General features: G+C 57.2%; 22 protein-coding genes and 1 pseudogene. 18 read left to right on the top strand and 5 right to left on the bottom strand.

All coding sequences use genetic code 11. The features are described from left to right. The first annotated feature begins 109 nt into the window (after nt 1-109). From DWY05_RS05845 to DWY05_RS05825, 6 genes are all read left to right on the top strand, one after another. The gene (locus DWY05_RS05845) at nt 110-2,245 is read left to right on the top strand and encodes a LuxR C-terminal-related transcriptional regulator (RefSeq protein WP_158551214.1); all 2,136 of its coding nucleotides are present in this window, start codon (nt 110-112) and stop codon (nt 2,243-2,245) included. Between the two features lie 109 nt (nt 2,246-2,354). Continuing rightward, nucleotides 2,355-2,867, top strand: coding sequence for a hypothetical protein (locus DWY05_RS09900; RefSeq protein ID WP_124785772.1), 513 nt, complete (start codon nt 2,355-2,357; stop codon nt 2,865-2,867). A gap of 54 nt (nt 2,868-2,921) precedes the next feature. Then, nucleotides 2,922-3,803 (top strand): hypothetical protein, encoded by an 882-nt coding sequence (locus DWY05_RS05840; protein WP_089573265.1) that lies wholly within the window; start codon nt 2,922-2,924, stop codon nt 3,801-3,803. 38 nt (nt 3,804-3,841) lie between these two features. Continuing rightward, nucleotides 3,842-4,639, top strand: a complete 798-nt coding sequence (locus DWY05_RS05835) for a hypothetical protein (protein ID WP_147326479.1) — start codon at nt 3,842-3,844, stop codon at nt 4,637-4,639. 29 nt (nt 4,640-4,668) lie between these two features. Further along, nucleotides 4,669-5,280 carry an ATP-binding cassette domain-containing protein gene (locus tag DWY05_RS05830; RefSeq protein ID WP_233504024.1) on the top strand — a complete coding sequence of 204 codons (612 nt, stop codon included), beginning with the start codon at nt 4,669-4,671 and terminating at the stop codon, nt 5,278-5,280. A 5-nt stretch (nt 5,281-5,285) separates the two neighbouring features. Next, entirely contained in the window at nt 5,286-5,945 is a 660-nt protein-coding gene (locus tag DWY05_RS05825; RefSeq protein ID WP_117773741.1) for a DUF5028 domain-containing protein, read from the top strand. A gap of 105 nt (nt 5,946-6,050) precedes the next feature. Here the strand turns inward: DWY05_RS05825 and DWY05_RS05820 are convergent, their stop codons facing one another. Continuing rightward, nucleotides 6,051-6,767 (bottom strand): hypothetical protein, encoded by a 717-nt coding sequence (locus DWY05_RS05820; RefSeq protein ID WP_089573261.1) that lies wholly within the window; start codon nt 6,765-6,767, stop codon nt 6,051-6,053. 116 nt (nt 6,768-6,883) lie between these two features. Here DWY05_RS05820 and dnaX point away from each other — a divergent pair, with 116 nt between their 5' ends. Further along, on the top strand, nt 6,884-9,316 hold the full coding sequence (gene dnaX, locus DWY05_RS05815) for a DNA polymerase III subunit gamma/tau (protein ID WP_158558698.1): 2,433 nt from the start codon (nt 6,884-6,886) through the stop codon (nt 9,314-9,316). Between the two features lie 54 nt (nt 9,317-9,370). Then, nucleotides 9,371-9,631, top strand: coding sequence for a hypothetical protein (locus DWY05_RS05810; protein ID WP_117638144.1), 261 nt, complete (start codon nt 9,371-9,373; stop codon nt 9,629-9,631). Nucleotides 9,632-9,653: 22 nt separating this feature from the next. Here the strand turns inward: DWY05_RS05810 and DWY05_RS05805 are convergent, their stop codons facing one another. Then, on the bottom strand, nt 9,654-10,121 hold the full coding sequence (locus tag DWY05_RS05805; protein ID WP_117584189.1) for a hypothetical protein: 468 nt from the start codon (nt 10,119-10,121) through the stop codon (nt 9,654-9,656). A 349-nt stretch (nt 10,122-10,470) separates the two neighbouring features. Here DWY05_RS05805 and DWY05_RS05800 point away from each other — a divergent pair, with 349 nt between their 5' ends. The 8 genes and pseudogenes from DWY05_RS05800 to DWY05_RS10180 all read left to right on the top strand — a co-directional run bounded on the left by DWY05_RS05800 (nt 10,471) and on the right by DWY05_RS10180 (nt 18,750). Beyond that, nucleotides 10,471-10,791 (top strand): YbaB/EbfC family nucleoid-associated protein, encoded by a 321-nt coding sequence (locus tag DWY05_RS05800; RefSeq protein ID WP_006235174.1) that lies wholly within the window; start codon nt 10,471-10,473, stop codon nt 10,789-10,791. A 13-nt stretch (nt 10,792-10,804) separates the two neighbouring features. Further along, nucleotides 10,805-11,401, top strand: coding sequence for a recombination mediator RecR (gene recR / locus DWY05_RS05795; RefSeq protein WP_089573257.1), 597 nt, complete (start codon nt 10,805-10,807; stop codon nt 11,399-11,401). 245 nt (nt 11,402-11,646) lie between these two features. Then, nucleotides 11,647-12,552: a hypothetical protein gene (locus tag DWY05_RS05790; protein ID WP_117564927.1), complete on the top strand. Its 906-nt coding sequence runs from the start codon at nt 11,647-11,649 to the stop codon at nt 12,550-12,552. Next, complete coding sequence (locus tag DWY05_RS05785; protein WP_117820988.1) at nt 12,549-14,393, top strand: hypothetical protein; 1,845 nt, start codon at nt 12,549-12,551, stop codon at nt 14,391-14,393. The genes DWY05_RS05790 and DWY05_RS05785 overlap by 4 nt, the downstream gene beginning before the upstream one ends. Before the next feature lie 3 nt (nt 14,394-14,396). Next, nucleotides 14,397-15,335: an FHA domain-containing protein gene (locus DWY05_RS05780; RefSeq protein WP_117584186.1), complete on the top strand. Its 939-nt coding sequence runs from the start codon at nt 14,397-14,399 to the stop codon at nt 15,333-15,335. 327 nt (nt 15,336-15,662) lie between these two features. Next, a pseudogene (locus tag DWY05_RS10255) lies at nt 15,663-15,929 on the top strand (methyltransferase); the annotation flags it as partial. Nucleotides 15,930-16,624: 695 nt separating this feature from the next. Next, on the top strand, nt 16,625-18,256 hold the full coding sequence (locus DWY05_RS05770) for an ABC transporter ATP-binding protein (RefSeq protein WP_055310069.1): 1,632 nt from the start codon (nt 16,625-16,627) through the stop codon (nt 18,254-18,256). A gap of 368 nt (nt 18,257-18,624) precedes the next feature. Continuing rightward, complete coding sequence (locus tag DWY05_RS10180; protein ID WP_255413194.1) at nt 18,625-18,750, top strand: hypothetical protein; 126 nt, start codon at nt 18,625-18,627, stop codon at nt 18,748-18,750. A 390-nt stretch (nt 18,751-19,140) separates the two neighbouring features. On the opposite strand, the gene DWY05_RS09895 is transcribed toward DWY05_RS10180, so the two are convergent. The 3 genes from DWY05_RS09895 to DWY05_RS05765 all read right to left on the bottom strand — a co-directional run bounded on the left by DWY05_RS09895 (nt 19,141) and on the right by DWY05_RS05765 (nt 21,100). Further along, a complete protein-coding gene (locus DWY05_RS09895) occupies nt 19,141-19,320 on the bottom strand; it encodes a hypothetical protein (protein ID WP_128620790.1) in 180 nt (59 codons plus the stop codon). A 30-nt stretch (nt 19,321-19,350) separates the two neighbouring features. Continuing rightward, nucleotides 19,351-19,554: a hypothetical protein gene (locus tag DWY05_RS09890; protein WP_124785779.1), complete on the bottom strand. Its 204-nt coding sequence runs from the start codon at nt 19,552-19,554 to the stop codon at nt 19,351-19,353. Between the two features lie 169 nt (nt 19,555-19,723). Further along, nucleotides 19,724-21,100 carry a radical SAM/SPASM domain-containing protein gene (locus DWY05_RS05765; protein WP_117820989.1) on the bottom strand — a complete coding sequence of 459 codons (1,377 nt, stop codon included), beginning with the start codon at nt 21,098-21,100 and terminating at the stop codon, nt 19,724-19,726. A gap of 426 nt (nt 21,101-21,526) precedes the next feature. On the opposite strand from DWY05_RS05765, the gene DWY05_RS05760 reads away from it, so the two are divergent. Continuing rightward, nucleotides 21,527-22,006, top strand: a complete 480-nt coding sequence (locus DWY05_RS05760) for an FHA domain-containing protein (protein ID WP_187361855.1) — start codon at nt 21,527-21,529, stop codon at nt 22,004-22,006. A 477-nt stretch (nt 22,007-22,483) separates the two neighbouring features. After that, entirely contained in the window at nt 22,484-26,023 is a 3,540-nt protein-coding gene (gene nifJ / locus DWY05_RS05755) for a pyruvate:ferredoxin (flavodoxin) oxidoreductase (protein ID WP_117655974.1), read from the top strand. Nucleotides 26,024-26,148 lie beyond the last annotated feature (125 nt).

The following is a 26,148-nucleotide window of genomic DNA, read 5'->3' as shown; positions in this document are numbered from 1 at the left end:
CCCGTTCCAGCGTTCGCGGTGGCATAGATGCTGCTAGTGTAGCACGCTCGAGCAGATGACGAGGAAAACGAGCGGCTCGAGCGATATAATGACACGCTATGGAGGCCGTATGCTCTTTTCCCGCCGTTCTGCTACATTTGCCTGCGCCATTGCGCTTGTCGTAATGGCGGTCACCCCTTATCACCGGTTTTCATCTTCAATCGGCCTAGCGTCAGGTGCAATGACCTGGCTCGTTATCCTGGGCGCATGCCTCGCGGCGTTTGTTCATGGTGCTGCGCTATGCAAGGGGGGGATGAGAAGGCCGAGGCATCTCGGTGCCATCGGTGTTTTCCTTGGTGTTATTGCAACGGTTCCCGAATGGGCCGACCTGGCTTTCTATGCTCGCGGAGACTCTATTCCAATCGTGTTTGCACCGATTTGGTTGTTACATGGCGTTTCGTGTGTCTCGTGCTTTGTTGGGTCGCTGCTTCTCTCATATGTTATTTGGGGCACGGCGGACTCTCCTTTGACGCAGAGGTCGACACGGACTGACGAAAGGGAAACTCGTCACCCGCAGGACGCGATTTTTACAGAAACAATAGCCGTCATGTCTTGCCTGCTGTTTTGCTGTCGAGTTTCATGGAGAGTCGTTCCCGAGCCATGGGGGATGCCCCCTGTAACGGCCGCGTCAATTGGCCTTGCGCTTTTAATTCCGTTGGTCTATCTCGCATTGACTGTGGCCCCGCCGTTTTGCCGCCCTCGTGCCTTTGGCCATGGGCGGCGCGACGTGTTTGCCTGTTCTGTGCTCGTAGCAGTTCCTATTGGTCTTATTCCGGCTGTTGAGGCGGCATACTTCGCAAGCGATGCCGTGGTCATTGCATTGCTGGCGATGGGGTCCGTTATCGCTGCTGCCTTCGTATGCATGTTGCTAAGGGGGAAACGGGACAACAATTCGGATATCGCCTGTGCGTCCGACACATTCGATGCAGGGGTGTTTTCCCCTGCCCTGTCGCCTAGAGAAGAGCAGTTTGTTCGACTGCTGCTCAAAGGGAAAACGCCGGCGGAAATTGCCAAGGAGACGGATACGAAGCCATCGACGGTGAGAACAACGCTTCACCGAGCATACGGGAAGGCGTCGGTTGCGGGCTCACGCGAGCTCGTGGCGCTGTTTGCGGGTGAGGGCGATACTGTAGGGCATGAGCTACCGCAGCGGCATGCTGACGATATAGTGGCATCAGCTCGAACGCGCCGGCTGTTTCGATACCTGCTCACATTATTCTTTATCCTCCTTGCGGCGGGGCCCTTGGTAATGGCGGATAGCGATTGGGGGTCCGGTGTTTCGCGGGCTGTCGCCTTTTCCCTCTTAAGCTACGCATTGGGTCTCGGACTGCTTCTGTCGCTACGCTACGCGGGTGGAAAAGCGAATCGTGGCGCTGCGCTGGATAGAGCGGGTGAAGCGATTTGGCTCGGAAGCCCGTACGTATGGGCGGTGCTATCTGCTGTGGAATGGTCTTTTATCTATATCGCGGCATTGATGTGCATACGCGTTCCGTTGATGGCTGTGCCGGTCCTGTTTTGCGGCGTGGCGTCTACGGCTTCGCTCGCTGTTGGGCTGCGTCCGTTTAAGGTGCATGCCCATGCTCGGGCTATCGTGCCGTTGGTGTCAATGGGCATGGTTGCCTTAATCTATGCGGTCGCTAGGGGGCGAATCCATGGACTTGCGGTGCTGACGGGGGTGCTGCTCACATATATAGTGATGCGAAGCTGTCCGCAGCGCAAAATGCTTGGGATATGGATGCTTTGCTTCGGGGCGACGGCTCCTGTTTGGGCTGTCTTGCTCAACATGGTGCAGGATCTGACGGTTTTCGAGCCGTTGTTCCTCGCGTCGTTGTTGGGGCAAAGTTCGGCTGTCAATGTCGTCGTGGCAACGGTGATTGTTTGCTGGTCTGTGCCCATGTTCGTTACGCACATCGCGCTCGCCCGCTCGGTTGAGGACGAGAAGGCCGTCTTGGAGTACCGGGCGAACGGGTCCACCGAAACGGCCCGCGTGCGCCAGCTGGCCCTGCTTACGTCGCGCTCCCTTTCTGATGTTCAGTCGCAAATTTTGCTGATGACGGCAGAGGGGGCAACGACAAAGGCCATTGCGGAGGATGTCGGTTACGCTGCATCTACGGTGCAAGCGCTGCGGTCTGCATCTTACCGCCAGTTGAAGATCAAGAATAAGGCGGAGCTAATTTTATTGTTATCGCAGGTAAATAACGTGTAAACGCCTGAGCAATCAACTCAATAGCGGGTGTTTACAGACATCTTTCTCTATTCATGCGAAGGTTGCCGTGCGTCGACGCATTGTTAACCGCTTTTGATTGGAGAAGGCCATGATTAAGCCAAGGAGCGCTATTGCTCGAATCGGAGTCGGCTTGGTGATTGCAGCTGGTCTGTCCCTAGGGGTTCCCGCTGCATCGTTTGCACAAGAGGAGTTTGACACCTCTCAGGTTTCCAGCATTACTCAAAACGCCGATACGGGAATTACGACCTGTACGAACAATGCCGATAAGGCATTTAGTTTTCAATGTGCCGGGACGAGTGCAACTGGCTACCGTCAAAAGGATGATTCCTCATCGCTCTATCTGGATATCCAGGGCCATACGGGAAATCCGCTTCGGTTATATACAGACGGTGCGTATAACACAAGCGGTAGCGGCAGCATGAATTGTACTCAGGGAACGTATCGTTCGAATCACAAGGGACAGTGGGAAATGTATAACCTCGTCCGTGAGAACGGGCGATCTGCGGCGCGACTGACTGCATGGGCGGAGTCTGGCTACGGCACTGTTATTGGTGTATGGAGCCCCGACTGCGTCGGGCATTTCCACAAGCTTCCCGCATAGTTGTTTGAAATGGCTCCCTTCCGGCTTTCTGGGTCGGAAGGGGGAGGAGGACGTATGAACCAAAAGCTCGCAAGATACGAACTGTCGAAAACGATTAGACGTCCAGCTTTTATCCTTGCTCTCTTGATTGCGGTCGCAGTTGCAATAGCTGCCGCGCTGGAGCCGTGGGCAAATTTGGAAAAAGAGCGTCACAACCTTCTTTCTTTTGGTTACGGCGTTGGCGTGCAAGCCGAAAATTATCTCGGTCAAACACGTGAAAGCAGCTTCGGTAACTGGATTGTTGTGAGCGCGAACGCGCCACTGTCTGCGTCGGTGTTTTTCTATGCACTGCCCCTGCTTGCAATGTTGGCTGGATCTTGGTCGTGTCTCTTTGAGCGTTTGAGTGGTTATGACATGCAGATATGCACGCGCGTTTCCAGAAAGGCGTACGTGAACGTAAAGATGCTGTCTGCTTTCCTCTCCGCGTTTACAGTGACTGCCATTCCTCTGCTCGTCAATTTCCTGATCGTCTCGATGCTTTTTCCTGCGTATCTTCCTCGGGTCGATGAGTCGACTTACGTAGGACTTTACCTGCATAGCTACTTCTCCGGTCTATTTTATTCGCATCCTTTGTCATATGTGCTCGCATACACGCTGTTCGATGCTGTCACGCTCGGGACTTTATCCATGGCTGTAACTGGCTTCTCAATTTTGTTTCGTAGCAGAATCAAAGCGATAATTGTCCCGTATCTGCTAATGGTTGCGTGGCATTTTGCAAATGGCTGGATCTTCGGCGTAATGGCTTGTGTGGGGTTTAACTGCAATATCCTCAACAGCATCAGGTCGGAATCGCTGAATAACTGGCCAGACATTCGAGCCGGTTTTGCGGAAATCATATTATTGACCCTTGCTTCGTTGGCTTTTTCTGGGGCGTGGAAAAGACGCGAGGTGGTCTGATGCTGTTTAGGCTGGTCGCCGCGGACCTGAGGACCGTTTTGAAGAAGAACATCATCACTTTTATTGCAATTGCGGCAGTGACCGTTGCGAACTTGGTGTACGCCTACGGATTGTCTTCTGTGTATGGGGTTAGAACGGATACCTTGGGGTTTGCGGATAATCTTGCGCTCGTGTTTGCCGGATCTGCTCCGTTTGAGCCTAGGCCCGGGGTCATGTTTGTGCCTCCGTTAGGGTGGCTATTCCTCATTCTGCTTATTCTCTATACAACACTCGATTATCCGACTGAATCGTTGCACGGGTTTGGTTTGCAAGCGCTTGTTCGATGCCGGGCAAGAACCCTTTGGTGGGTCTCGCGTTTTATCTTGGTGGCGGCAGTAACGGCATTTTCACTGCTCGTGGTGGTTTGCTCTGTTGTGATTTGGAGCTTGGTGGTGAGCTCCTCGTTCAGCGCGGTCATTCATGGTGAGTCGCTTCAACTGGCTAATTTGGCGCCGTGGTTTCTCAAAGCTGCCGAGGCAGATGCGCTGCCGTTTTTCATAGGTCTCTTATTTGCTTTTGAGGCGCTTGCGTTTGCGCAGGCAGCGGTTGGGTTTGTGCTTGGGTCGTCAGTCTCGTTTGTGGTTTTAATGAGCTACCTGATCTGCTCGGCATATGCACGACATTGGGCGCTATTGGGTAACGCCTTGATGCTGTTGCGCTGGGGTGGAATTGTCAAAGAGGGAATCGCGGCGGGCTCGAGTGTCTTGTCATCAATTGGGCTTATGTCGTTATGCCTATCGTTGGGTGGACTGTGGTTTCGAAGGGCCGACCTTATAGAAAAGGGGGACAAGATATGAGTGTGATCGTAAGGGGCGTATCGAAGCGCATGGGTAAAAACGATGTCCTGCGCAACGTGTCCATCGAGGTTGACCCTGGGACTGTGGTCGGGCTTCAGGGGATAAACGGTTCGGGTAAGACCATGCTCATGCGAGCGGTCTGCGGGTTGATCAAGCCTACCGAAGGCGAAATCTCTATCGATGGCCAAAGGCTTGGGGCGGACATCTCTTTCCCGCCGAGTCTGGGGATGTTGATCGAGGCGCCTTCCTTTTTGGGATATCTGTCTGGCTACGATAATCTGGAGCTCATCGCTCAGATCAAGGGCGTTGCCACCCCCGAGGACATTCGCTCTGCCCTGCGGCTCGTGGGGCTCGATGCAGACGAAAAAAAGAAGTTCCGAGCATACTCGCTTGGGATGAAGCAGCGTCTGGGGATAGCTGCGGCAATTATGGAGAAGCCGAAGCTGCTTGTTCTCGATGAGCCAACGAATGCCCTCGACGAAGCGGGCGTTGAAATGCTCAAGCGCGTTGTGGCGATGGCGGCATCAACGGGTCGTGAGGTCCTTCTGTCCAGCCATGACGGAGAGGTGCTCGAGGAACTGGCCGATCGGGTTTACTGCATGCGCGACGGTGCCGTTGTGAAAGTTCGGGAAAGGTCGTGAGCGCGATGAAGAAGACCCTGTGGACGAGAAGATCGGCGCTCGCGCTTTTTTGCTGTGCTGCTACCGGCCTTGCGGGCATGAGGGTGAGCGTCGTTAACGGGAACCGGACGGTCATTCCTGAGAAATATTACGCGGAGGGCGAATGGCTCTCGATGGATGGAGCGTTTCTGGGGTCGAAGGATGTGGTGACTGATGGGTATTCGTTTTGCATAGACGGGGCAGAGTTGCTCACGCCGCGCGAGTATCTCAAACGAGCACATGACGATTATTCAAAATATGGCACCGTGGATACGAAAACGAGACTGAAGGATGCCGACATCACGTGCGTTATCGCCGTAAAGATGCGTGTCAGAAATAGGGATAATATCGACGGTGGAATCAAAGCGTATGTTTGGCATCTGGTTCCGGAGTCTGCGCCAAACTATGATTTTGTAGTCAATACCGATCTGATAACGCAAGCCATGCCGGTCCTTGGCGGCTCTGCTGCGTTTGCCGTGGAGGTTGGGGCAGAAAACGAGTTGCTCGTCCCATTTATGATGCAGAACACCAACGACTATTTCGAAGGTTACGAGACCGTCCGTTTTGAGAAAGCATTTCCCGGGACTTACACGATGAAGATGACCGATCTGCCGGAGCGGAGGCTCTTAAGGTTTGAAGTGAAATAGCTCGAGAGCAAGGCAAAACGGGTCCATTGGCGGTACGCGCGCCCGATTCCAGGCGCCCCGGCCCGGAATCGGGCGCGGGACGAGGCGCCTTCGGTGTCGGCCGGCCTACCGCTTCTTCTTGCTCTTCTTCTGCTTGCGCTGCTTGCCCTTGGTCTCCTGGGGCTTGTCGCCCTGTTTTGCTTCGGCAGCGGCCTTTTCTGCCTTCATCTTCTTGCGTTTGGTCTCGATGCGGAGTTTTTTGTTGATGCGCGCCTTAAGGAAGGGACCGAACTGCTCGGCATCGCCGCGGACAAAGGTGTCCTTAGGGATCGTCACGCCCTGGTCGGCGAACATGGCCACAAAGATGCGCTCGCCGTCGAGCACGTGGTCGAGCTTTTCAAACGGGAAGAACTGCGACTTGCCGCTCGTGCCCCAAACCATCAGGCCGTCCTCGTTGGCGGCGACGCGGCGATAGCGGCCACCCATGGACTCGTCGGCCTCAACGGCGTCGATAAAGTCGCGGGCGAGGGTGTGGTGCAGGTTTTTGCTCCACCAGGCCAAAAAGGCGCCGAATACGATCAAGACGACGCCAAACTTGATCCAGTTGCCGCCGGCCACCAGCATGCCGATGCCGATGAGCGCGGCAATTGCCGCGGCGACATACAGCGAGCCGCGACGCCTGGGCGAGGCGACCAGGCGGGCGAAGTCGGTGACCAGATCGTTTTCGTACTGATACTCGTTGAGGTACAGGATGCCGTCGTCGGCTGCGGCCTGCTCCTCGAGCGCGACCTCGACCTGGTCGGCTGCTTCGGAGGGAACGAGGTTGCTCTCTGCGTCTGCCATGCTCTTTGGACTCCTATCGCGGCGGGCTCGCCGTACGGGTTATTATGGAATGCAGTATGCCGTGCGACCGCATGGCCGCCGCGGCAACAAGACTCAGTATACCCGGGGGAGCACCCATGGAATCGTTGTACCGAAAGTATCGCCCGCTCACCTTTGACTCCGTGGTGGGCCAGCAGCATATCGTCTCGACGCTCGAGCACGCCATCACCGAGGGGCGCCTGTCCCACGCCTACCTGTTCTGCGGACCGCGCGGCACGGGCAAGACCACCATGGCGCGCATTCTGGCCAAGGCGCTGCTGTGCCGCAATGCCGAGGCGGCGCGCGCCGAGGGTGCAAGCGGCTGCATGCCCGACGGTACTTGCGAGGAGTGCGAGCTCATTGCCGAGGGTAACCACCCCGATGTCTACGAGCTCGATGCCGCCTCCCGCACGGGCGTGGACAATGTGCGCGAGGAAATCATCAACTCCGTCAACTTTGCCCCGGTGCGCGGCAAGTACAAGATCTATATCATCGACGAGGTCCACATGCTCACGACGGCGGCGTTCAACGCGCTGCTCAAGACGCTCGAGGAGCCGCCGGCACACGTGATCTTTGTGCTGTGCACCACCGACCCGCAAAAGATTCTGGAGACCATCCTCTCGCGCTGCCAGCGTTTCGATTTCCATCGCATCGGCAACGAGGATATCGAGCGTCGCCTGGCATACGTGTGCGAGCAGGAGGGCTTCGATTACGACGATGAGGCGCTGGCTATCGTGGCGCGCCATGCCAAGGGCGGTATGCGCGACGCGTTGTCCACGCTGGAGCAGCTGAGCGTCTTTGGCAACGGTTCTGTGCATGCGGACGACGCCCGCTCGCTTTTAGGCGAGGTTTCGGACCAGATTCTGGGCGAGTTTTCCCGCGCCATTGCCGATCGCGATGTTGCCGAGCTCTATGGACTGATCCGTGCGCAGGTCGAGGAAGGAAACGACCTGCTGGAGCTGACGCGCGACCTGGTGGCGCATGTGCGTGACGTGTACGTTGCCTGCGTTGCCGGTGCCCGTGCCGAGCTGTTTGAGGGCGGCTCCGAGCGGGCCGAGGCGCTTGCTGCCGAGGCCGCTGCCTTTGGCGAGCATCCTGCCGACCGCCTGGCCCGTGTGCTGACGGTGCTCGACGATGCCGCACTGGAGATGAGGGGCGCGAGCGACGTGCGCCTGGTGCTCGAGATTGCCTGTACGCGTCTGGCACGTCCCGAGGCTGATTTAACGATTGAGGCATTGGCCGAGCGCGTGGCACGCCTGGAGGCCATGGTTGCCAATGCCGCGGTGCCGGCGAGCGTGGCTGCTGCTCAGGCCGCCGCGCCTGCAGCATCCGTACCCGCTGCTGCCCAACAGCCGACGCTCATTTCGGGCGCTCGTGCTGCCGCTCCGGCGGCATCCGCTGCCCCCGCTGCTACGTCCGCGCGCCAGGGCGGTATGCCTTGGGACCGTGGTGCTGCTGTTCCGGCTGCTCAGCCTGCGCCGACTCCGACGCCTCAGCCCGTTGCGGCCCCCGCGCCTGCCACCGCTCCGGCACCTAAGCCCCAGTCCAACAACGCCGCCCAGGTTGCCGCCGCCGGTGCTGCCGAGACCTCCGCGGTCGAGGACGCCGGAGAGCTGCAGCGCAAATGGGCCGAGGTTGTCGAGCGTGTCAAGGCGCGTCAGGCTTCCTACGCAGGGCTTTTGCTCAACGCCCGCGCCACGGCCGACGACGGCTCCAAGCTCACGGTCTCGTTCCCCGCGGGTTCGACTTTTGCCATTAAGATGCTCGGTCGCGCCGATACGCAGTCGGTGGTCCTGCCGACGGTCTGCGCGGTCTTCGGTCGTCGTACCGTCGACTATGTCCTGGGTGGGGGTGGCACGCCGGCTCCTCAACATGAGGAGCATTCTCCATCTGCACGGGCTGCGGCATCTGCGGACCCGCAACCCGTGTCCTCGGCGGCCCCTGTATCCTCGAGCGCCAGCGCGCCGCAGCAGCAAGCGGCGCCGGTAGCGGCATCGACCCCGTCGGCGCCTAAGCCCGCGGCACCCAAACCGGCTGCTCCGACACCCGCGCCCAAGCCCGTCTCGCCCGCGCCCAAGTCGTCTGACCTGGGCAAAGCCCCCTGGCTACGCTCCGACAACCCCGCCGGCGCTCCTGCCACGGGTAAGCTCCCGACCGAGCCCGCACCCCGTGCGCCCGAGCGCTCGGCTGCCCCGAAGGCTCAGCCTGTCGCGCAGTCCGCGCCGTGGGAATCCGAGCAGGTGCCCTACGACGACGCCATGGTCGGCGGCTTCGCTGGCGATGCGAGCGGGGACGATCTGCCTCCGTTCGACGTGCCGGGTGCGACGCCCGCGCCCAAGCCCGCTGCGGAGGCACCCGCGGCCCCCGCAAGCGACGACGCCCCCGCGGCTCCCTGGGAGTCCAACCCCGGTGCGGGCAGCCCCTTCGGCCATCAGGGCGCAGCCCCGAGCATCCCGCAGACCGAGGACGAGGCCAAAGACCTCATCCGCAGCGTCTTCGGTCAGGCCACCATCTTCAAGCCGGTGGAGTAGCTGCGCAGGCGGGTATACTGCTCAAGAAGAGAACCCTTTGAACGGAGCGAGCTTATGATGTGGGAATATGTCCGCCTTGAGGACGATACGCAGGTTTCGTATTCCGAAGTCCGGGAGGACAACACGGTGAAGGTTGTTGTGGAGCGCCCGCGCGATTGGGGTTTTGACACGGCGGAGTGTATCTTGCCGGCATTCAATTGGGTGTCACACGAGGGCTTTAGCGAAGCGAACCTCAAAGAACTCGATGATTTCGTGCGCAACAATGCCCCGCTCATCCTGCGTTTTGCCTACGAAGGCGGACGAGTCTATGCCTAGTCTCTTCCGACTCGGCCATATATCACTTTCTTTTGTCCGGGCGCATCTGTATTTCGGACATGTGTAGTGTGGTGCCGCGTATATCGCATTCGAGCAGACAAGCGCGTGACGGTCGGCCTAGGATGCTGAGGTCGATACGATACGTCGCATGGCTGTCCGTGTACTCGACTTGCTCGGCGTTGACGGTTGCTCCGATTGTAAATAAAGAGCCCAGTTCGGCATCGACAATCTTGGAGTCCTTTATCTTGACCTTGAACTCTTGGTAGAGGGACGGGCTGTTGTAGTAAATGGTTCGGGTTCCGTCGGTGCATTCATCGGTCGTCTCCCATTTGACGACGGGCTGGTCCGAGCTGGCTATCAGCAGTTCTGCTCCAAAAGCTATGGCATGGGTGATGATAACCAGTAATACCCAGACGACAAAGAGATAGAGAACCACATATGCAACGGGGTGTTTTGAGCGGATGTTTTGGAGTACGGCTGGGACATTCACGAGGGCACCTCCAAATCGTCATCTATGACAATCAAATTATACCCAGCCGCCATGCGTGCCGCCTCGAGCAGCGGCTCGGCATTTTGCCATGTAGCCTTGTAGCCCTACGCATAAACTGCCTGGTTCCAGCTCTGCTAGATGTAGCTTGAGATAATTATGCAACCTTGCATAATTCGACCTTGCATAATCTTGGGCGTGCGTCACGCTCAAGGACATGTATATCGACTGAGGTAGCGTGTCCGCCCCGCTTGCTTGCCCCGCGCCGTGGTACGATTTTTGAGTTTGAAAGTCCCGTCGCGCTCCGGCTGCCCTTGCAGCTTGTCGCGCGGCCGCACGTAAAGGAGCCATCATGGCCGGTATGAACATGCAGCAAATGATGAAGCAGGCTCGCAAGATGCAGGAGCAGCTTGCCGCCGCGCAGGAAAACCTTAAGTCCCAGACCGTCGACGCCTCTGCCGGCGGCGGCATGGTCAAGGTGACCGTTAACGGCGAGATGGAGCTCGTCAACCTCACCATCGACCCCGATGCCCTCGATCCCGAGGACGTCGATATGCTGCAGGACATGATCATGGCTGCCGTCAACGAGGCCGTCCGCGGTGTCAACGAGCTCGCCAACAAGCAGATGGGCGCCATCACCGGCGGCCTCAACATCCCGGGCATGCCGTTCTAAGACACGCATATATATGAGTGCCAACCATAGTCTGCAAAAATTGCTCGATGAGCTGGGCCGTCTGCCGGGCATTGGTCCCAAGTCGGCCCAGCGCATCGCCTATTACCTGCTCGAGGCCGATGCCGAGGAGGCGCGCCGCCTGGCCGAGGCTATCCTGGAGGTTAAGCAGGAGGTTCACTTTTGCAGCCGCTGCTTTAACTACGCCACGGCCGACGAGTGCTCCATCTGCCAGGATTCGATGCGCGATACCACTCGCATTTGCGTGGTGGGCGAGCCGCGCGATGTCCAGGCGATTGAGCGCACGGGCAGCTACCACGGTCTCTACCACGTATTGGGCGGCGTGATCAGTCCCATGGACAAGATTGGTCCCGAGCAGTTGCACATTCGTGAGCTGCTGGCACGCTTGGGCCACGAGGACATCCACGAGGTCATCATCGCCACCAACCCCAATATCGAGGGCGAGACCACGGCGAGCTACCTGGCCCGCACTATCAAGCCGCTGGGCGTTGAGGTATCGCGTCTGGCGAGCGGCCTTCCCGTGGGCGGCGACCTGGAGTATGCCGACGAGCTTACGCTTGGGCGCGCCATCGAGGCCCGTCGCACGATTTAGGTGGCGAGCCTGCTCCTGCCGTATGTCTTCATCGCGACGCACGGGGTAGCCATAATTTCCCCGTGCGACTGTAAGTTTGTTGTGCAACAAAGATGCTTTGTATCCGCTTATCGCATGGATGCTTCCACTCGCATCCTTAATTTGCCCATTCGTTGCGCAACCTTTTGGGTTCGCTGATACACTCAAATATGGATTCGAATGAATGCGCCGCTCCCGAGCGGCGTGTTTTTGTTGGAGGAGAACGCATGCGGCCCGGTGGCACTCAGACAAAGCGCGGCGCCGCGGTGCGCATGCGACGCCGACTGGGCTTGGCGCCGCGGGCGTACGCACTGCTGTCTTGCTCGCTGGTGCTGGTCATAGCTGGCGTTTCTGCCTATGGCATGACCGTGCCGTCCATGATGCAGGCACATGCCGCACGCGAACCGCGCGTGGGGCATGAGGTCAAAAGTGACCTGGGGACCACGACTGGATATGCTTGGGCAAGTGTGGTCGCGCATATTGTGTTTGGCACCGGCGACGCGGACGGCGCCGAGGCCCCGGACAACGAAGTCACGCTTGCCAATGGCAAAACCATCGTGCTCACCAACACCAAGATCATCGATCGGTTGTCCAACAATAGCGTGGCGGCAACGGTGAATAAGGTCGAGCAGCAGAAGGAGCAGGACGCCCAGCAGTCCGGAAAGCCCGGTAGCTCGGATACTTCTGGCTCCGGCTCGGATTCGTCGAGTTCGGGCGGTGGCTCTGGGTCGGGTTCCTCTGCCGGAGGGTCTGGAAACGGCGGCTCGACGGGCGGCAACACTGACAACGATGCAAACTCCGGTGGCCTTTCCGCTGCTGAGGAAGAGAGCATTCACAGCTGGCTTGTGACCAAGTACAACATGCTCGACGGCTATGTTTCTCGTGCCAATGACGTGGTCTCGACCTATAACTCTACGGGAGATCCCAGGCCGTGTGACAGCCTGGTCGGGGAGATGTTTGTCATTCGAGCCGAGTTCGGTCGTCAGACATTCTCGCCCCGGTCAAAGTGGTATCAGCAGTATGCCAATCTGTGGGGCTGTTACACCAACCTATGTCAATGGGTCGGCCATTACGGCGATGATGACGTCGCGCTCGGTAACTTCAACAATAACGTGGCGGCGCTTGCCCTATGATGACCGATCTTGCATCCACCACACCACAATCGCTCGGTCGCGATCCCATGGTCGGCCTGCGCCTGGCGCGTGTCGACGGGTTTGAGCCGGCCATTGCGCTCGGTCAGGACGAACTGTCTGCCTATCTGCGTCGTTTTACGATACTGTTTGCCGACGATGCCACCATGCGCCGTGGCGGTATCGGCCGCGTGACGCGTGCCGTCAACGCCCAAGGCGAGGCCGTGGCACTCAAGCAGCTCATCTTGCCAACGTGCGATGAGTTTGACGATGCCGCCGCCCATGAGGCGCTGGTCGCCAAGTTCAAAGCGGCGTTTCGCGAGGAATACGAATGCCATCGCGCCCTTTCGGGCCTTAAGGGCTTTCCCCGCCTCTATGGCTGGGGCGAGGTCGACGGTGTGCCTGCAATTGTCATGGAATGGGTCGAGGGCGAGACGCTCGCCCGCTTGCGCTCGCGCTTTGCCGTGGACGATGCCGGCCGCCTATCGCCGCTTGTGGCGGCGCGTCTGGGTCGCGACCTGTTCGATCTGCTCTGCCGTATGAGCCTGGTGGGCGAGGGCTTTGTCCATCGCGATATCTCGCCCGCTAATATTATGGTGCGTACGGCGCGTCTACCGCTTGACCGGCAGCTTGCCGAGGGCACCTTTGACCTGTGCCTGATCGACTTTGGCTCGTCGCTGGCGCTTGAGCCTGCGTCGGCCGTGGCCGGTACCGGCGGCAAGGCGTCGTTTACGGAGCGCTATGCCACGCTGCGTCGCGCGACGGTTGCCTATGCCCCGCCCGAGATGCTCACCGACGATATTCCCGACCTGCGCGCTTTGCGTATGTCGCCGGCGATCGACGTCTATGCCGCAGCAAGCACGGTTTACGAGCTCATTGCCGGCGCCGCGCCATACGAAGCCGCGCCGAGCACTTCGGGCACCTCGGGTTCGCGCAAAAAGACGCGCGACATCGCCAGCCCCTACCGTCTCAAGATGGACACGCTGCCCGACTATCCCATTGGTGCCCATGCGCCCGGTTGCGATTTGACTCAGCTGCTTCGTCGTGAGCCCGATGTGGCGCTCGCTGCGGCCGAGCAGGCCCAGCAGCTGGGGCTTGAGCCGGATTCCGAGGAGCTACGCGATGCGCTGGCGTTTGTCGATGCCCAGCTGTTCGACGTGGTGATGGCCTGTCTGTCCAGCCATCAAAAAGATCGTCCCGAGCCGGCGGCGGTCGAGGCGGCGCTCTCGGCGTTTTGTGACCACTATGCGCAAAATGTCGGTCGTTCGCTCCGCGGCGAGCCGCTCACGCCGTGCCCCATGGATGCGTCTGGCCGCGCGGTTCGTCGCGCGCTGATGGTCGGCGCGACGGTCGTCTGTGGCGTGGTTTGGGCTGTGGTCGTGGTTTCGGCCGCGCTGCTGGCGTCGGGCGCTCGCGTGACGGCGACTTTGGGATCGCTCGTGTGGTCTGGGTCGCTACCGGGTATTATTGCCGCACTGGCGTTGGCGCTGCCAGGCATAGCCGGCGTTGCCGCGGGGGCACTTGCGCGCGATCGGCGCTCGGGCTTCCTGCAGGGTGTGCTTGCGCTTTCTGCCTGCGAGGTTCCGGTGCTGGTTGTGGCTGCATGTAGCGTATTTTCCCAACGCGCCGTGATGGGCGGCCTTGTTGCCGCTCTGGTTGCAACCTATACGCTTACGTGGTTTTTGCTTGCGATGGGCTTTGCCTTTGAACTTCCCGTTTCGGCACCGCGACGCACAAAAGCCCAGATGGCGACTCCGCTTGCCGGTGGAGCCGCAGCTGTCCGTACTTTTGGCGGACCTGTCGAAGTATCGTCCGATTCTATTTCTACGACCAAGGAGGCCTAGGTCATGGCATCTCAAGTTGAGCTCACCCCATGCGGGGCCATGTTTGACATCTTTAAGCGCGCAGCGCATCTGAGCCATATCGAGCTGTGCGGCTTGGTGCTTTCGTCCCGTCCGCTCGCCGACGGCCGCAGCCCGCAGAGCCGAGCCGCCGATCGCTCTTGGGTTTCCCGCTTTATCGTTCGCGCGCCGGTCGGCACGCTTCAGCAGCGCTACTTTGCCGAATACGGTACCTCGGCTGCGCGTATTATGTCGCAACTGGCCCTGCGCCAGCGCAACCCCATGGACTCCACGGCTGTAATCAATATGGTGTGCGGTCCTGCAGGTGAACCGATGGTACGCGCGCTCGAAGAGTGCCACCAGGACACGAATCTCTATCGCAACGCGCTCGATCGCCTGTCCCAGGCGGCGGAACTCATGCCCGCCGAGCGCGCCGAGGTCGTGCTGGTGCTGTTTGTCGCCGTCGGTTGTTCGGCGGATGTGCGGTCCTCGGTGAACTATGCCATCGACTACGCGAACGCGACCTGCGGCGGAGGCACATCCACGCCGCGTTCGCTTGGCATGTCGCTGACTGCGGGCGAACGCGAACCCGCCCCGGCGCACCCTTTGGGCTTGCTGCGCGTGCAAAACAGTTTTGTCGTGAGCGCCCCGCGCTGGATTCAGCCGAGTGAGCAGGGTGTTGAGATTGGCGCGCTGGCCACTGGTGAGGGCGATATTACCGACGTCGGCGACGATGTCTCGGCCCGCCATGCCCATATCTGGTGCGATGCTCAAAATATCTGGCACGTCGAGGACTTGTCGTCCACCAACGGAACCGTGGTGGTAAACGGGGCCACGCGCGTTTGCATTCAGGTCGAGCCCGGCCGTTCCGCCCAGCTCAATCCCGGCGACGAGCTCAAGCTCGGCGAATCCACTACCTATGCCATCCTCTTCGGTGCCCTCTAGCCGGCAGTTAAGGACGTTCCTTTTCTGCCGGCACTTGGGGACACTCCTCGGCGCGCCAGAGCCGGTCGCCTGGGGATGGAGAGGCCATTTTGGCCCTTGGCGGTCAGTCGGGGCGAAACTAGAAGATCTTTCCGATTCGCGGCTGTTCATGCTTGTAGAGCATCTAAAACAATAGGATGTTATTCTGGAATATGCCGGGTGCGTGAACTTGCCTGTCTTAGCCTTAATAAGGTATAGGGGAGTTTGGCTCAGGGGTTCCGTGTTGTTCTTCAGCGCAGTATTGTGGGACAGATTTGCTGAGATTGGCGCCTTACACCGCAGAGCGCACGGAAGGCTCTCGATTTGTGTTCTGGCCCCAGAATACAGGGCCTGATACTTACCAACTGTGGCATGGATGTAACATCTGTAGAAATCAACCCTTTTGTTGTCGACCTTTGTAAGAAAAACACTGCCATCAACTCTTTGGATGACGAAACTAGGGTGCTTGAGGGGAGCCTTTACTCCCCTCTGAGAGATGACTCATGTTTTTCGCTTGTCGTTGTGAATCCTCCGTTACTGCCGATTCCGGATGAGATTCCTTATCCCTTCGTTTGAGATGGAGGACAATCGGGTCTGGATAAAACACTTCGTATTCTTAAGGGTGGCGATACGCATTTAGAGAAAAACGGTAAATACTGCTAATAGGGGTGACGACGATGGTGCGGGGGCGACCCGCGATGCTCTCATCAATACGTCGGATACTTGGGAAATCAGGTCTAGATGCATGTATGATGATGCTGTGTGGCTATTCAATTAATCCGCGTTCCGAATGGGTGCAGGGTATAGCTGCGACATCGTATGCTTTTGACCCGGCGCGATACTCAGATATTTCTGAGGCGGTTGACGAAGTTTATACGCACTATGCCGCGCAAGGCGTTTCGGAAGTTTGCACATCTACGTTACGGGCTTAGGTTTCTTCAAGCGAGCAGGCCGGTTGCGTTATTTCGAGCGATTTTTCTAGTCTAGACGACAAAAGGCAAAGGATTTGATGGGTATAAAACGCGGACGTTTGTGGGCGGATGCTCAAATCTATTGTGGCAATCGGGCGGTTGAAAAAGATATTTCAACCGCCCGATTGCCAGGTTCGTCGGAGGAGATGTCCGATTCCGACTCTCTTGTAGGAAGAGCTTGAGATCGTATTGGCCCAAGGCAATCTTAAAGCAGTCTCATTGGCAAATCTTCGCTCCTGTTGTGTTGAGGTGTAAGGTATCAGTGATTGATGTTTTGTGGCGGGTAGATTGGGGCCTTCCTTGATTCGATGCGTTCTCTCGAGGTTCATCAGAGCAAAAGGGGCTTTCGTCTTCATTGCTATCACGGTGATTGGAACCGCTCTCTCCTATGCCATGCCATACGTGAACGGGAAATTCTTAGATTTTCTTCTCGGTAACCGCAGCGAAAGAGACGCCGTACTCTTCGCGCTCCTGGTTGCGTCAATAGGAGTTTTCTCCACCCTCTTTACTTATTTTGCAGGAACACTTTCCATTCGCATAACCACGAGACTTTCCTTTGATCTTCTCAGGGAGGCCGTCTTGCGTTTTGAAAGAGACGATTACTTGGTGAGTCGGACCATCGATCCAGCCTATACAACGCAACGGATTATTTCCGACTCTAGCGTGGTCTCATCCTTCGTTTTGGCGAATTTTATCAGTGCGCCGCTGTCCATTGTAGCCATTCCCATCGTATTGCTTATCATATGGTCAATTGATTCAACTCTCGCGGTGTTTTCCATCATTCTCCTCATCGTGTATTTCTGTGTAATTACTGGGTTGAGGAAACTTTTGTATAGGGTCACGTATGAGAAGAAAGAGGCGGACAGCGCCTTTTACGCCGCAATTGCATCGCAGCTTAATCAGATTCTCAACATTCAACTGACATCTTCGTACGGCAAGAGCGAACAAGCGCTCGACGCTGGGTTTAAGAGCTATTTTCCCAAAGTTTTGCGCTCCGGAAAGCTATCATATTCTCTGACATCGCTCGATGGTCTTTTCGCAGCGTTGTTTCAAGCGGTGATACTTGTTGTTTCCGGAGTACGAATCATTAACGGAACTATGTCAATAGGCGAGTACACTATCATCGGTACATACTTCGCGGTTCTCTTTAAGACTTTGAAAAGTATGATGTCATTGTTCAAATCCTATCAAGATGCCAAAGCATCATGGGATAGGACGGCTATCGCGACGAGAGAAAAGGAGAGATCGGGGTGGAATCGGACCGATTTAGCTAAACTCGATGAAATAAATGACATTTCGGTATCTGATTTGGAATTCTCGGTTGCCCTTCCAGACGGATCTGTCCGAGAGGTCCTCGGCGGGTTTTCTTTCAAGTTTTCCGGTCCTGGTACATATTGCATAGTTGGGGAAAACGGAAGAGGCAAGACGTCACTTCTTTACTTGATGCTCGGGCTATACTCATCGAAAGGCAAAGTAAAATACAACGGCGTGCCAATCGAAGAATGCGACTTGGATTACATACGTGCGAGAGAGATATCGTGCTGCCCACAGTCGTGCTTCGCGCCGGACGAAACGGTGAAAGAGCTGTTAGAGTATTTCGACACGCCCTTTTCTTCCTATCACCGGGGTGTAGATGGCCTACTTTCGCTGGAAAACAGCGTGAAGGAGTTGCTCGGGAAACGTTGCTCCGCGCTTTCGGGCGGTGAGCTGCGCCGAGTGTACTTATGGTCCGCGATTTCACGCAAGTCGTCAGTTTTGGTACTCGACGAGCCCACGACTGGGTTAGACGCTGTAAGCCGCGCCGAGCTTGCGGCCTATGTTAAGCGCAACAAGCAAAGCCAGCTGATCATCATTGTCTCTCACGATGACGAGATGGTCGGCGCGGTAGAAGGGGTAGTGGATTTAGGCAGCATGTACCGGGGTAAATGCTGACAAGTGTAGTGCTACCCAACTGACAGAGATAACAAAAAAGCGATGCAGATGCACGTAGCATTCAGTCGGTTCGGACTCGGTGCCTTCACGCCATCGCAACGCTTTCAGATATAGTTCTCATTCTCTTACTAAAGGAAACTTTAGTCTACGTTGTCTTGTCGAGACAGAGGTGAAGCGAAGTGTTGTCGCGACGTATCTTATTCCAGGTGGCTCAGTATCATCGTGAGAATCACACCAAAGTGTACTTACAATTCTCGTGTCCCACGGACAACATGAGCTGAGCATTGAGGTTCCACCCTTTGCTGCAACTACACGGGGTTGGACGGCAATGAATATGCCGGGCCGCATGCCACGCGCAGCGGGGGTCCATGCCCCAGTATGTTGCCTACAGCAGCCTCGATGTCCACGCACACATCATCTCTGCCTTCGTGTTCAATCCGTTTGCCGGAGAGTGCGAGGGTTACAAGGCCGTAGAATACGAGCCGAACAAATGAAATGCGGTATCGACGCATAGGATTAAACTGACGATTGCTTTGCACCGAAAATACGCCCGGAAAGCCGCTATGGGTGGCGGCCCGGGTTAAATTGAGAGGCCCGTCCGATCACTTTCATGTGACGAACGGTCGGGCTTCTTATTCCACTTGCCAATGCTCGGCTCATATTGGAAGAAAGCTACGCTAATGTTTGCGTGATACTCCTATTTTTTCCGAAGAAAGAATCGGATAATGAAGAATAACAATAAAAAAGGTGCCAGATATAAAGCAAGTACAAAGGTTAATCCAACGAGACCTTGCAATAATGGCATAACTCCTCCCAGACACGAGATTTTGGTATTTGTCCCCATCTTATTTTGAATTGGACCAAATAGTTCCTAGACACAAAAACTACTCGTCAACTGGATCGCACCAATCTGCTGGCAAAACACAGCTTGATTCTTTATCGACATAGCACCAATCCGCAACAGGGCACTCGGCGATGTCGTAAAAATTGCATATATCAACTCCAAGACAACAAGGCTCAACGGGAGTATGTTCATTTGAACCAACAGGATGGATATGCTTCATAACAGCTCCTCACCTTAATCCAATTAGAGACTACGTTTGATCAATGCCACAGTGATCTACAACGCAGATGCTGCCGCCATCCATGTCATAGTCGCAGTAATCGTATGCACCACAGCCATCTGCTTTATCATAAACAGTACAGATGTCAGTAATGCCCAAGAGGCAGTCAAAAGACATCGGCTTCACGCCTGCCTCGTCGCCACTTCCTGGATTAATCGGATGAATATGCTTCACGACTACCTCCCTTTGAGTGCAGAAAAACCTCAATATTGTGTATAACAAACCAAGATGTCTAGTTCACCATATTTCTAGAATGGTTTCGGCGAACGTAGCAATAAGCTTCGCAGACGGTAATCAGAAGAACGAACACCTCCACAATGGTGACAGCAATGCGCTGAACCGCTTATTCCGATACAGTAGCTTCTCGTTGATTTTTCTCCTGCGAAGATGAGTGGCGGGAAATAAGGTCAAAAGCCATCTCGTAGCACATTTTTCTATATTCACATGATGCAGGGTGTAGACTCTTGGGCAAGTAGCCGTGCTCGTCTGCAGCCTCCCAGCTACAGCCCCCACCACAGAAAGACCGAGCCCAACAGTCCGTACAGTCAATTCTTTTTTCGACACCCTGACTCCAGTTTTCAATATACCTAGTTTCGTCAATTCCGGTGACGATGTTGCCCATTTTGAATCGCATCATCCCGACAAACCTGTGACAGGGGTATACGTCCCCTTCGGGAGTCACGGAAATAAAACGCCTGCCAGCCCCGCATCCGACAAAGGCGATCCTGTTGCTCATAATCAAATCAACTGCAGTTTTCAATGTTCTAAACAAGGGCTTTTCCCCTTGATCAATCTGTTTGAGATATTGATCCGCCAAATCTATTAGGCCCGCCCTGATTTTGTTTAATGAGTGTTCGTCGAGTTTGATATTCTCATCGAATGAGCTCACGGGCGAGAAGTAAATCCTTCTGAAGCCCATCTCTTTAAACTGAAGATAGTCTTCAACAAGGTTACAGTTATTATTTGTTAAGGTCGCTCTTGCGCCGAAGGGGAACGACTCGGAAAAACGACGAACGTTTTTGTCGATATCGGAGAAAGAGCCGCCTCCCGTCTTGTACGGGCGCGATGCATCGTGCTTGCATCCTGTACCATCGAGACTAATCAGAACAGAAAACCCGTGCTCCTTGAAAGAATTCACAGCAGTGTCATTCAAAAGCGTTCCGTTGGTCGTAATAGAATAGGTAAAGTTTCTATTGGGGTATATTCTTTTTGAATAGTCGACCGTTTTCCATATCAGCGGCTCGTTAATCATGGGTTCCCCACCAAAAAAGACGATTGCAAGCGTTTCGTTTTCCGATGAACTTGCGACGAGGTAGTCGACCGCCTTGAAGGCTATCTCGTCTGTCATCAGCAGAGGAGACGTTCCATAATCTCCTTTACCGGCAAAACAGTAACTACAACCAAGGTTGCATGCATGTGAAACGTGGAGTTCGATGGATCTAAGTTTTCGAGGCGTGTCTTTTGTTAAGAAAGTCCGCTCAGACAATCGTTGATACTCATCAATGTCGTCTTCAAGTTCTGCTATGGTCGTTTGGTCGTAGCCTTTCGCAGCAAGTGACTTTGTTAGCAACTTCGAGTTGACCGTTCTTCCCGATGCTTCAAATATGCGAAGCGCATCTTCTGATGCTTGGTCAACCTGAAAGCAATTGCGAGTGACCTCATCGAAGCAGTAACGACGATCGCTTACTGAGAAAAAAATGCATACGTTCCTCAATTTCATGCTGGACTGGCACTAACCTTGTTTATTGTTACGCAGCTATAAAAAACCACCAGCGGGGATTCGGTGTGCGGCCCAATCGGACTCCCAAAAGGTTCTATTTGAGACTGGCAAGCTTTGTGTTGTTGGCACTTCGACAGCGCTCTTTATTCCAACATGGAGCCTCGCAGTTTGAGTCGACTTGCCTCTGGAAGGTCCGATCTCAACTTGATTTAGGATGAAAACAGATTACAGGCGCGCTCCTCTAGAAAGAAAGGAAACCAATCGCCGCCTTTCACCAGGAAAGTTTTTATAGCCCACCTCGAGCAAAATGAAAGATGCGAGAGCGATTGGGGAACAACGCGAATCTCCCCTTTTGGGTGGGAGCGAGCCTTCAGCCACCGGCGAACGACTCGCCCTGGTCAGAATCTGGAAGTGGTGCCGGGCCGCTTGGGCCTCCCCGGTGACTTCGTGGGGCTTACCTGCCTGACGTCGAGGAGTACATCCGCAAGATTCGTTCCCTATGCCGTTTGCTCTCACGCCCGCCTTGGTTCCAAGTCGGGCGAGCACGAGGTCGCGCCGGCGCATCCGCTGGGACTGCTGCGCGTGCAAAACGGCTACGCGGTGAGCGTCCCGCGCTGGATTCAGCCGAGTGAGGAAGGCGTCGAGATCGGCGCGCTGGCAACGGGGGAGGGCGGCATCACCGATGTGGGCGATGACGTTTCGGCTCGCCATGCCCACGTGTGGTGCGATGACCAAAATGTCTGGTACGTTGAGGACCTGTCGTCCACCAACGGAACCGTGGTGGTAAACGACGCGACGAACGTCTGCACCCAGGTCGAGCCCGGCCGCTCCGCCCAGCTCAACCCCGGTGACGAGCTCAAGCTCGGAGAATCCACAACCTACGCCATCCTCCTCGGCGCCCTCTGACTCATCTCCTAAATAAGTTGCGGTGAAATAGGGGCTGTTTAAGGCTACGGCCGGCAAAAACAGTTCCTATTTCACCGCAGCTGCCATTTGGTCCCTCGGTGACGGAAGGATCAATTTTGCCCTTGATGGTCACCCAAGGTAAACCTTTACCGCCCGCCTATATTTGCCGAAATTACACTTGACGGCGGGGTACAATAAACCCGCATGCGGATTTCCGTTGCGGGCGCTTCCCATCGCCGGGGCGTGCCCGGGAGCATCCGGCATGCGGCCTTTGCGGCGCTCGGTCATGTGCAAGACGGGTAGCTGGGCTTGTGGAGCGCGTGCAGCCCTCCTCGCCTCGGCATGCCTTCTCTCCACGCCATGTACCTGCTGCTGAGCCTGCCTGCCAGATGATTGGAAGCAACAGCGAAAATCCCATCACGCCAACATCCCGGCGATCGCCGGGGCCTGTATACCTATATGAGAGGAGAGGGGTATATGGCGCGTAAGTTTAAGTCTATGGACGGCAACGAGGCGGCCGCATATGTTTCGTATGCGTACACCGAGGTAGCGGGAATCTATCCCATTACGCCGTCCAGCCCGATGGCCGACCATGTCGACCAGTGGGCGGCCCAGGGTCGCAAGAATATCTTCGGCACCCCGGTCAAGGTCGTCGAGATGGAGTCCGAGGCAGGTGCAGCCGGTACCGTTCACGGTTCGCTGGGCGCCGGTGCTCTGACCACCACCTACACGGCTTCTCAGGGTCTGCTCCTGATGATCCCGAACATGTACAAGATCGCGGGCGAGCAGCTCCCGGGCGTCTTCCACGTCTCCGCGCGTTGCGTCGCTTCCCACGCCCTGAACATCTTTGGCGATCACTCCGACGTCATGGCCTGCCGCCAGACCGGTTTCGCCATGCTCGCCGAGGGCAACGTCCAGGAGGTCATGGACCTCTCGCCGGTGGCTCACCTTGCCGCCATCGAGGGTAAGACCCCGTTCCTTAACTTCTTCGACGGCTTCCGCACCAGCCACGAGATCCAGAAGGTCGCCATGTGGGACTACAAGGATCTGGCCGAGATGTGCGACATGGACGCCGTCCAGGCTTTCCGCGACCACGCGCTCAACCCTGAGCACCCGCACACCCGCGGCAGCCACGAGAACGGCGATATCTTCTTCCAGAACCGTGAGGCCTGCAACAAGGTCTACGACGAGCTTCCCGCCGTCGTCGAGGGCTACATGAAGAAGATCAACGAGAAGCTCGGCACCGATTACGGCCTGTTCAACTACTACGGCGCTCCCGATGCCGACCGCGTCGTCGTGTGCATGGGCTCCTTCTGCGACGTGCTCGAGGAAGTCATCGACTACCTCAACGCTCACGGCGAGAAGGTCGGCCTGGTCAAGGTTCGCCTGTTCCGTCCGTTCTCCATCAAGCACTTTGTCGACGTTCTCCCCGAGACCGTCCAGAAGATTGCCGTCATGGACCGCACCAAGGAGCCGGGTTCCATCGGCGAGCCGCTCTACCAGGACGTCGTTTCTGCTCTCTACGAGGCCGGCAAGACGGGCATCAAGGTCGTCGGCGGCCGTTACGGCCTGGGCAGCAAGGACACGCCTCCCGCGTCCGCGTTCGCTGTCTTCGAGGAGCTCAAGAAGGACGAGCCCAAGCGCGAGTTCACCATCGGCATTGTCGATGACGTGACCAACCTGAGCCTGCCCGAGGCCGAGGATGCGCCCAACACCGCAGCCCCCGGCACCATTGAGTGCAAGTTCTGGGGTCTGGGTGGCGACGGTACCGTCGGCGCCAACAAGAACTCGATCAAGATCATCGGCGACCACACCGACAAGTACGTCCAGGCCTACTTCCAGTATGACTCCAAGAAGACCGGCGGCGTCACCGTCTCGCACCTGCGCTTTGGTGATTCCCCGATCCGTTCGCCGTACTACGTGACCAAGGCCGACTTTGTCGCCTGCCACAACCCCAGCTACATCGTCAAGGGCTTCAAGATGGTCCGCGACGTCAAGCCGGGCGGAACCTTCCTGGTCAACTGCCAGTGGAGCGACGAGGAGTTCGCCGAGCACATGCCCGCCGTGGCCAAGCGCTACATCGCGAACAACAACGTCAACGTCTACCTGATCGACGCTATCGACCTGGCCGCTAAGGTCGGCATGGGCAAGCGCACCAACACGGTGCTCCAGTCCGCCTTCTTCGCGCTGGCCAAGGTCCTGCCCGCCGAGGACGCCCTGCAGTACATGAAGGACGCGGCTACCAAGTCCTACATGAAGAAGGGCCAGGCTATCGTCGACGCCAACCACAAGGCCATCGATGCCGGCGCTACCGCCTTCCGTAAGTTCGAGGTTCCGGCCGACTGGGCTACCGCCGAGGACGCCGCTCCCGTCGAGCTCTCCGAGGAGACCAAGTCCGCTATCGCCCAGCAGGTCAAGAACCTGCTCGAGCCCATCGATCGCATGGACGGCGACAGCCTGCCTGTTTCCGCCTTTGTCGATTGCGCCGACGGCCAGTTTGAGCTGGGCGCCTCCGCATACGAGAAGCGCGGCGTCGCCGTGGTCGTTCCCCACTGGGACGAGACCAAGTGCATCCAGTGCAACCAGTGCGCCTACGTGTGCCCGCATGCCACCATCCGTCCGTTTGCGATGACCGAGGACGAGGCTGCCGCCGCGCCCGAGGCTACCCGCACGCTCGACGCCATGGGCCCCAAGGCCAAGGGCATGAAGTTCACCATGGCTGTGTCCCCGCTCGACTGCATGGGTTGCACCAACTGCGTCAAGGTTTGCCCCAAGGGCGCCCTCGAGATGGTTCCCACCGAGCAGGAGATGGACCAGCAGCCCGTTTGGGACTACATGGTCGAGAACGTCTCCGAGAAGAAGGAGCTCATCGCGGCCAACGTCAAGGGCAGCCAGTTTAAGCAGCCCTACCTGGAGTTCTCCGGCTCCTGCGCCGGCTGCGCCGAGACCGCCTATGCACGTCTGGTGACCCAGGTCGCCGGCGACCGCATGTTCATTTCCAACGCCACCGGCTGCTCCTCCATTTGGGGCAACCCCGCTGCCACCGCTCCTTACTGCAAGGACAAGGACGGTCACGGCCCGGCGTGGAACAACTCCCTGTTCGAGGACAATGCCGAGCACGGCCTGGGCATGGCCGTTGGCTATGAGGCCGTTCAGCACAAGCTGATCGCCGCTACCCAGGACATCATCGCTGCCGATGGTCCGTCCGATGAGCTCAAGGCCGCCGGCCAGGCTTGGATCGACTCCGTCAACGACGCCGAGGCCTCCAAGACCGCTGCCGCTGCCTACGTTGCCGAGCTCGAGAAGTGCGGCTGCGACGCTTCCAAGGCGATCCTCGCCGACAAGGCTTACCTCACCAAGAAGTCCTTCTGGATCTTCGGCGGCGACGGCTGGGCCTACGACATCGGCTTCGGTGGCCTGGACCACGTCCTGGCTTCCGGCCACAACGTCAACGTCTTCGTCTTCGACACCGAGGTTTACTCCAACACCGGTGGTCAGGCCTCCAAGGCCTCGAACTTGGGCCAGGTCGCTCAGTTCGCCGCCGCCGGTAAGGTGACCAAGAAGAAGTCTCTGGCCGAGATTGCCATGAGCTACGGCTACGTCTACGTGGCACAGGTTGCCATGGGCGCCAACCCGGCTCAGACCCTCAAGGCCATCCACGAGGCCGAGGCCTACGACGGCCCGTCCCTCATCATCGGCTACAGCCCCTGCGAGATGCACTCCATCAAGAAGGGCGGCATGCAGAACTGCCAAGCCGAGATGAAGAAGGCTGTCGAGTGCGGTTACTGGAACCTCTTCCGCTTCAACCCCGAGGCTGCTGCCGGCAAGAAGTTCTCGCTCGATTCCAAGGAGCCCGCGGGCGGTTATCAGGAGTTCCTGATGAACGAGGCCCGTTACGCTTCGCTGACGCGTTCCTTCCCCGAGCGCGCCGAGGAGCTCTTCAAGGAGAATGAGCAGGCCGCTATGGACCGCTATCAGCACCTGCTGAAGCTCAAGACGGTGTACAACGAGGCCTAGGTCTCCCACCGCAGGATCTGAGGGCTAACCTTTGCGGACGTCCTCGGACATGAAAGAACCCCCGCTGCGCACTGAACTGCGCCCCAATTCTTGGACGGGCTAATAAGCGGCCTACGCCGCACATA

It is taken from the genome of Collinsella sp. AF23-4AC (genome assembly GCF_003462685.1).
In the GTDB taxonomy this organism is placed as follows: Bacteria; Actinomycetota; Coriobacteriia; order Coriobacteriales; family Coriobacteriaceae; genus Collinsella.
This window is presented reverse-complemented; position numbering and strand designations above follow the sequence as displayed.

Coding starts and splice junctions, on each gene's coding strand:
- DWY05_RS05845 (WP_158551214.1), top strand. CDS start 110: ATGCTCTTTTCCCGCCGTTCTGCTACATTTGCCTGCGCCATTGCGCTT.
- DWY05_RS09900 (WP_124785772.1), top strand. CDS start 2,355: ATGATTAAGCCAAGGAGCGCTATTGCTCGAATCGGAGTCGGCTTGGTG.
- DWY05_RS05840 (WP_089573265.1), top strand. CDS start 2,922: ATGAACCAAAAGCTCGCAAGATACGAACTGTCGAAAACGATTAGACGT.
- DWY05_RS05830 (WP_233504024.1), top strand. CDS start 4,669: ATGGGTAAAAACGATGTCCTGCGCAACGTGTCCATCGAGGTTGACCCT.
- DWY05_RS05825 (WP_117773741.1), top strand. CDS start 5,286: ATGAAGAAGACCCTGTGGACGAGAAGATCGGCGCTCGCGCTTTTTTGC.
- DWY05_RS05820 (WP_089573261.1), bottom strand. CDS start 6,767: ATGGCAGACGCAGAGAGCAACCTCGTTCCCTCCGAAGCAGCCGACCAG.
- dnaX (WP_158558698.1), top strand. CDS start 6,884: ATGGAATCGTTGTACCGAAAGTATCGCCCGCTCACCTTTGACTCCGTG.
- DWY05_RS05810 (WP_117638144.1), top strand. CDS start 9,371: ATGATGTGGGAATATGTCCGCCTTGAGGACGATACGCAGGTTTCGTAT.
- DWY05_RS05800 (WP_006235174.1), top strand. CDS start 10,471: ATGGCCGGTATGAACATGCAGCAAATGATGAAGCAGGCTCGCAAGATG.
- recR (WP_089573257.1), top strand. CDS start 10,805: ATGAGTGCCAACCATAGTCTGCAAAAATTGCTCGATGAGCTGGGCCGT.
- DWY05_RS05790 (WP_117564927.1), top strand. CDS start 11,647: ATGCGGCCCGGTGGCACTCAGACAAAGCGCGGCGCCGCGGTGCGCATG.
- DWY05_RS05785 (WP_117820988.1), top strand. CDS start 12,549: ATGATGACCGATCTTGCATCCACCACACCACAATCGCTCGGTCGCGAT.
- DWY05_RS05780 (WP_117584186.1), top strand. CDS start 14,397: ATGGCATCTCAAGTTGAGCTCACCCCATGCGGGGCCATGTTTGACATC.
- DWY05_RS10180 (WP_255413194.1), top strand. CDS start 18,625: ATGCCCCAGTATGTTGCCTACAGCAGCCTCGATGTCCACGCACACATC.
- DWY05_RS09895 (WP_128620790.1), bottom strand. CDS start 19,320: ATGAAGCATATCCATCCTGTTGGTTCAAATGAACATACTCCCGTTGAG.
- DWY05_RS05765 (WP_117820989.1), bottom strand. CDS start 21,100: ATGAAATTGAGGAACGTATGCATTTTTTTCTCAGTAAGCGATCGTCGT.
- nifJ (WP_117655974.1), top strand. CDS start 22,484: ATGGCGCGTAAGTTTAAGTCTATGGACGGCAACGAGGCGGCCGCATAT.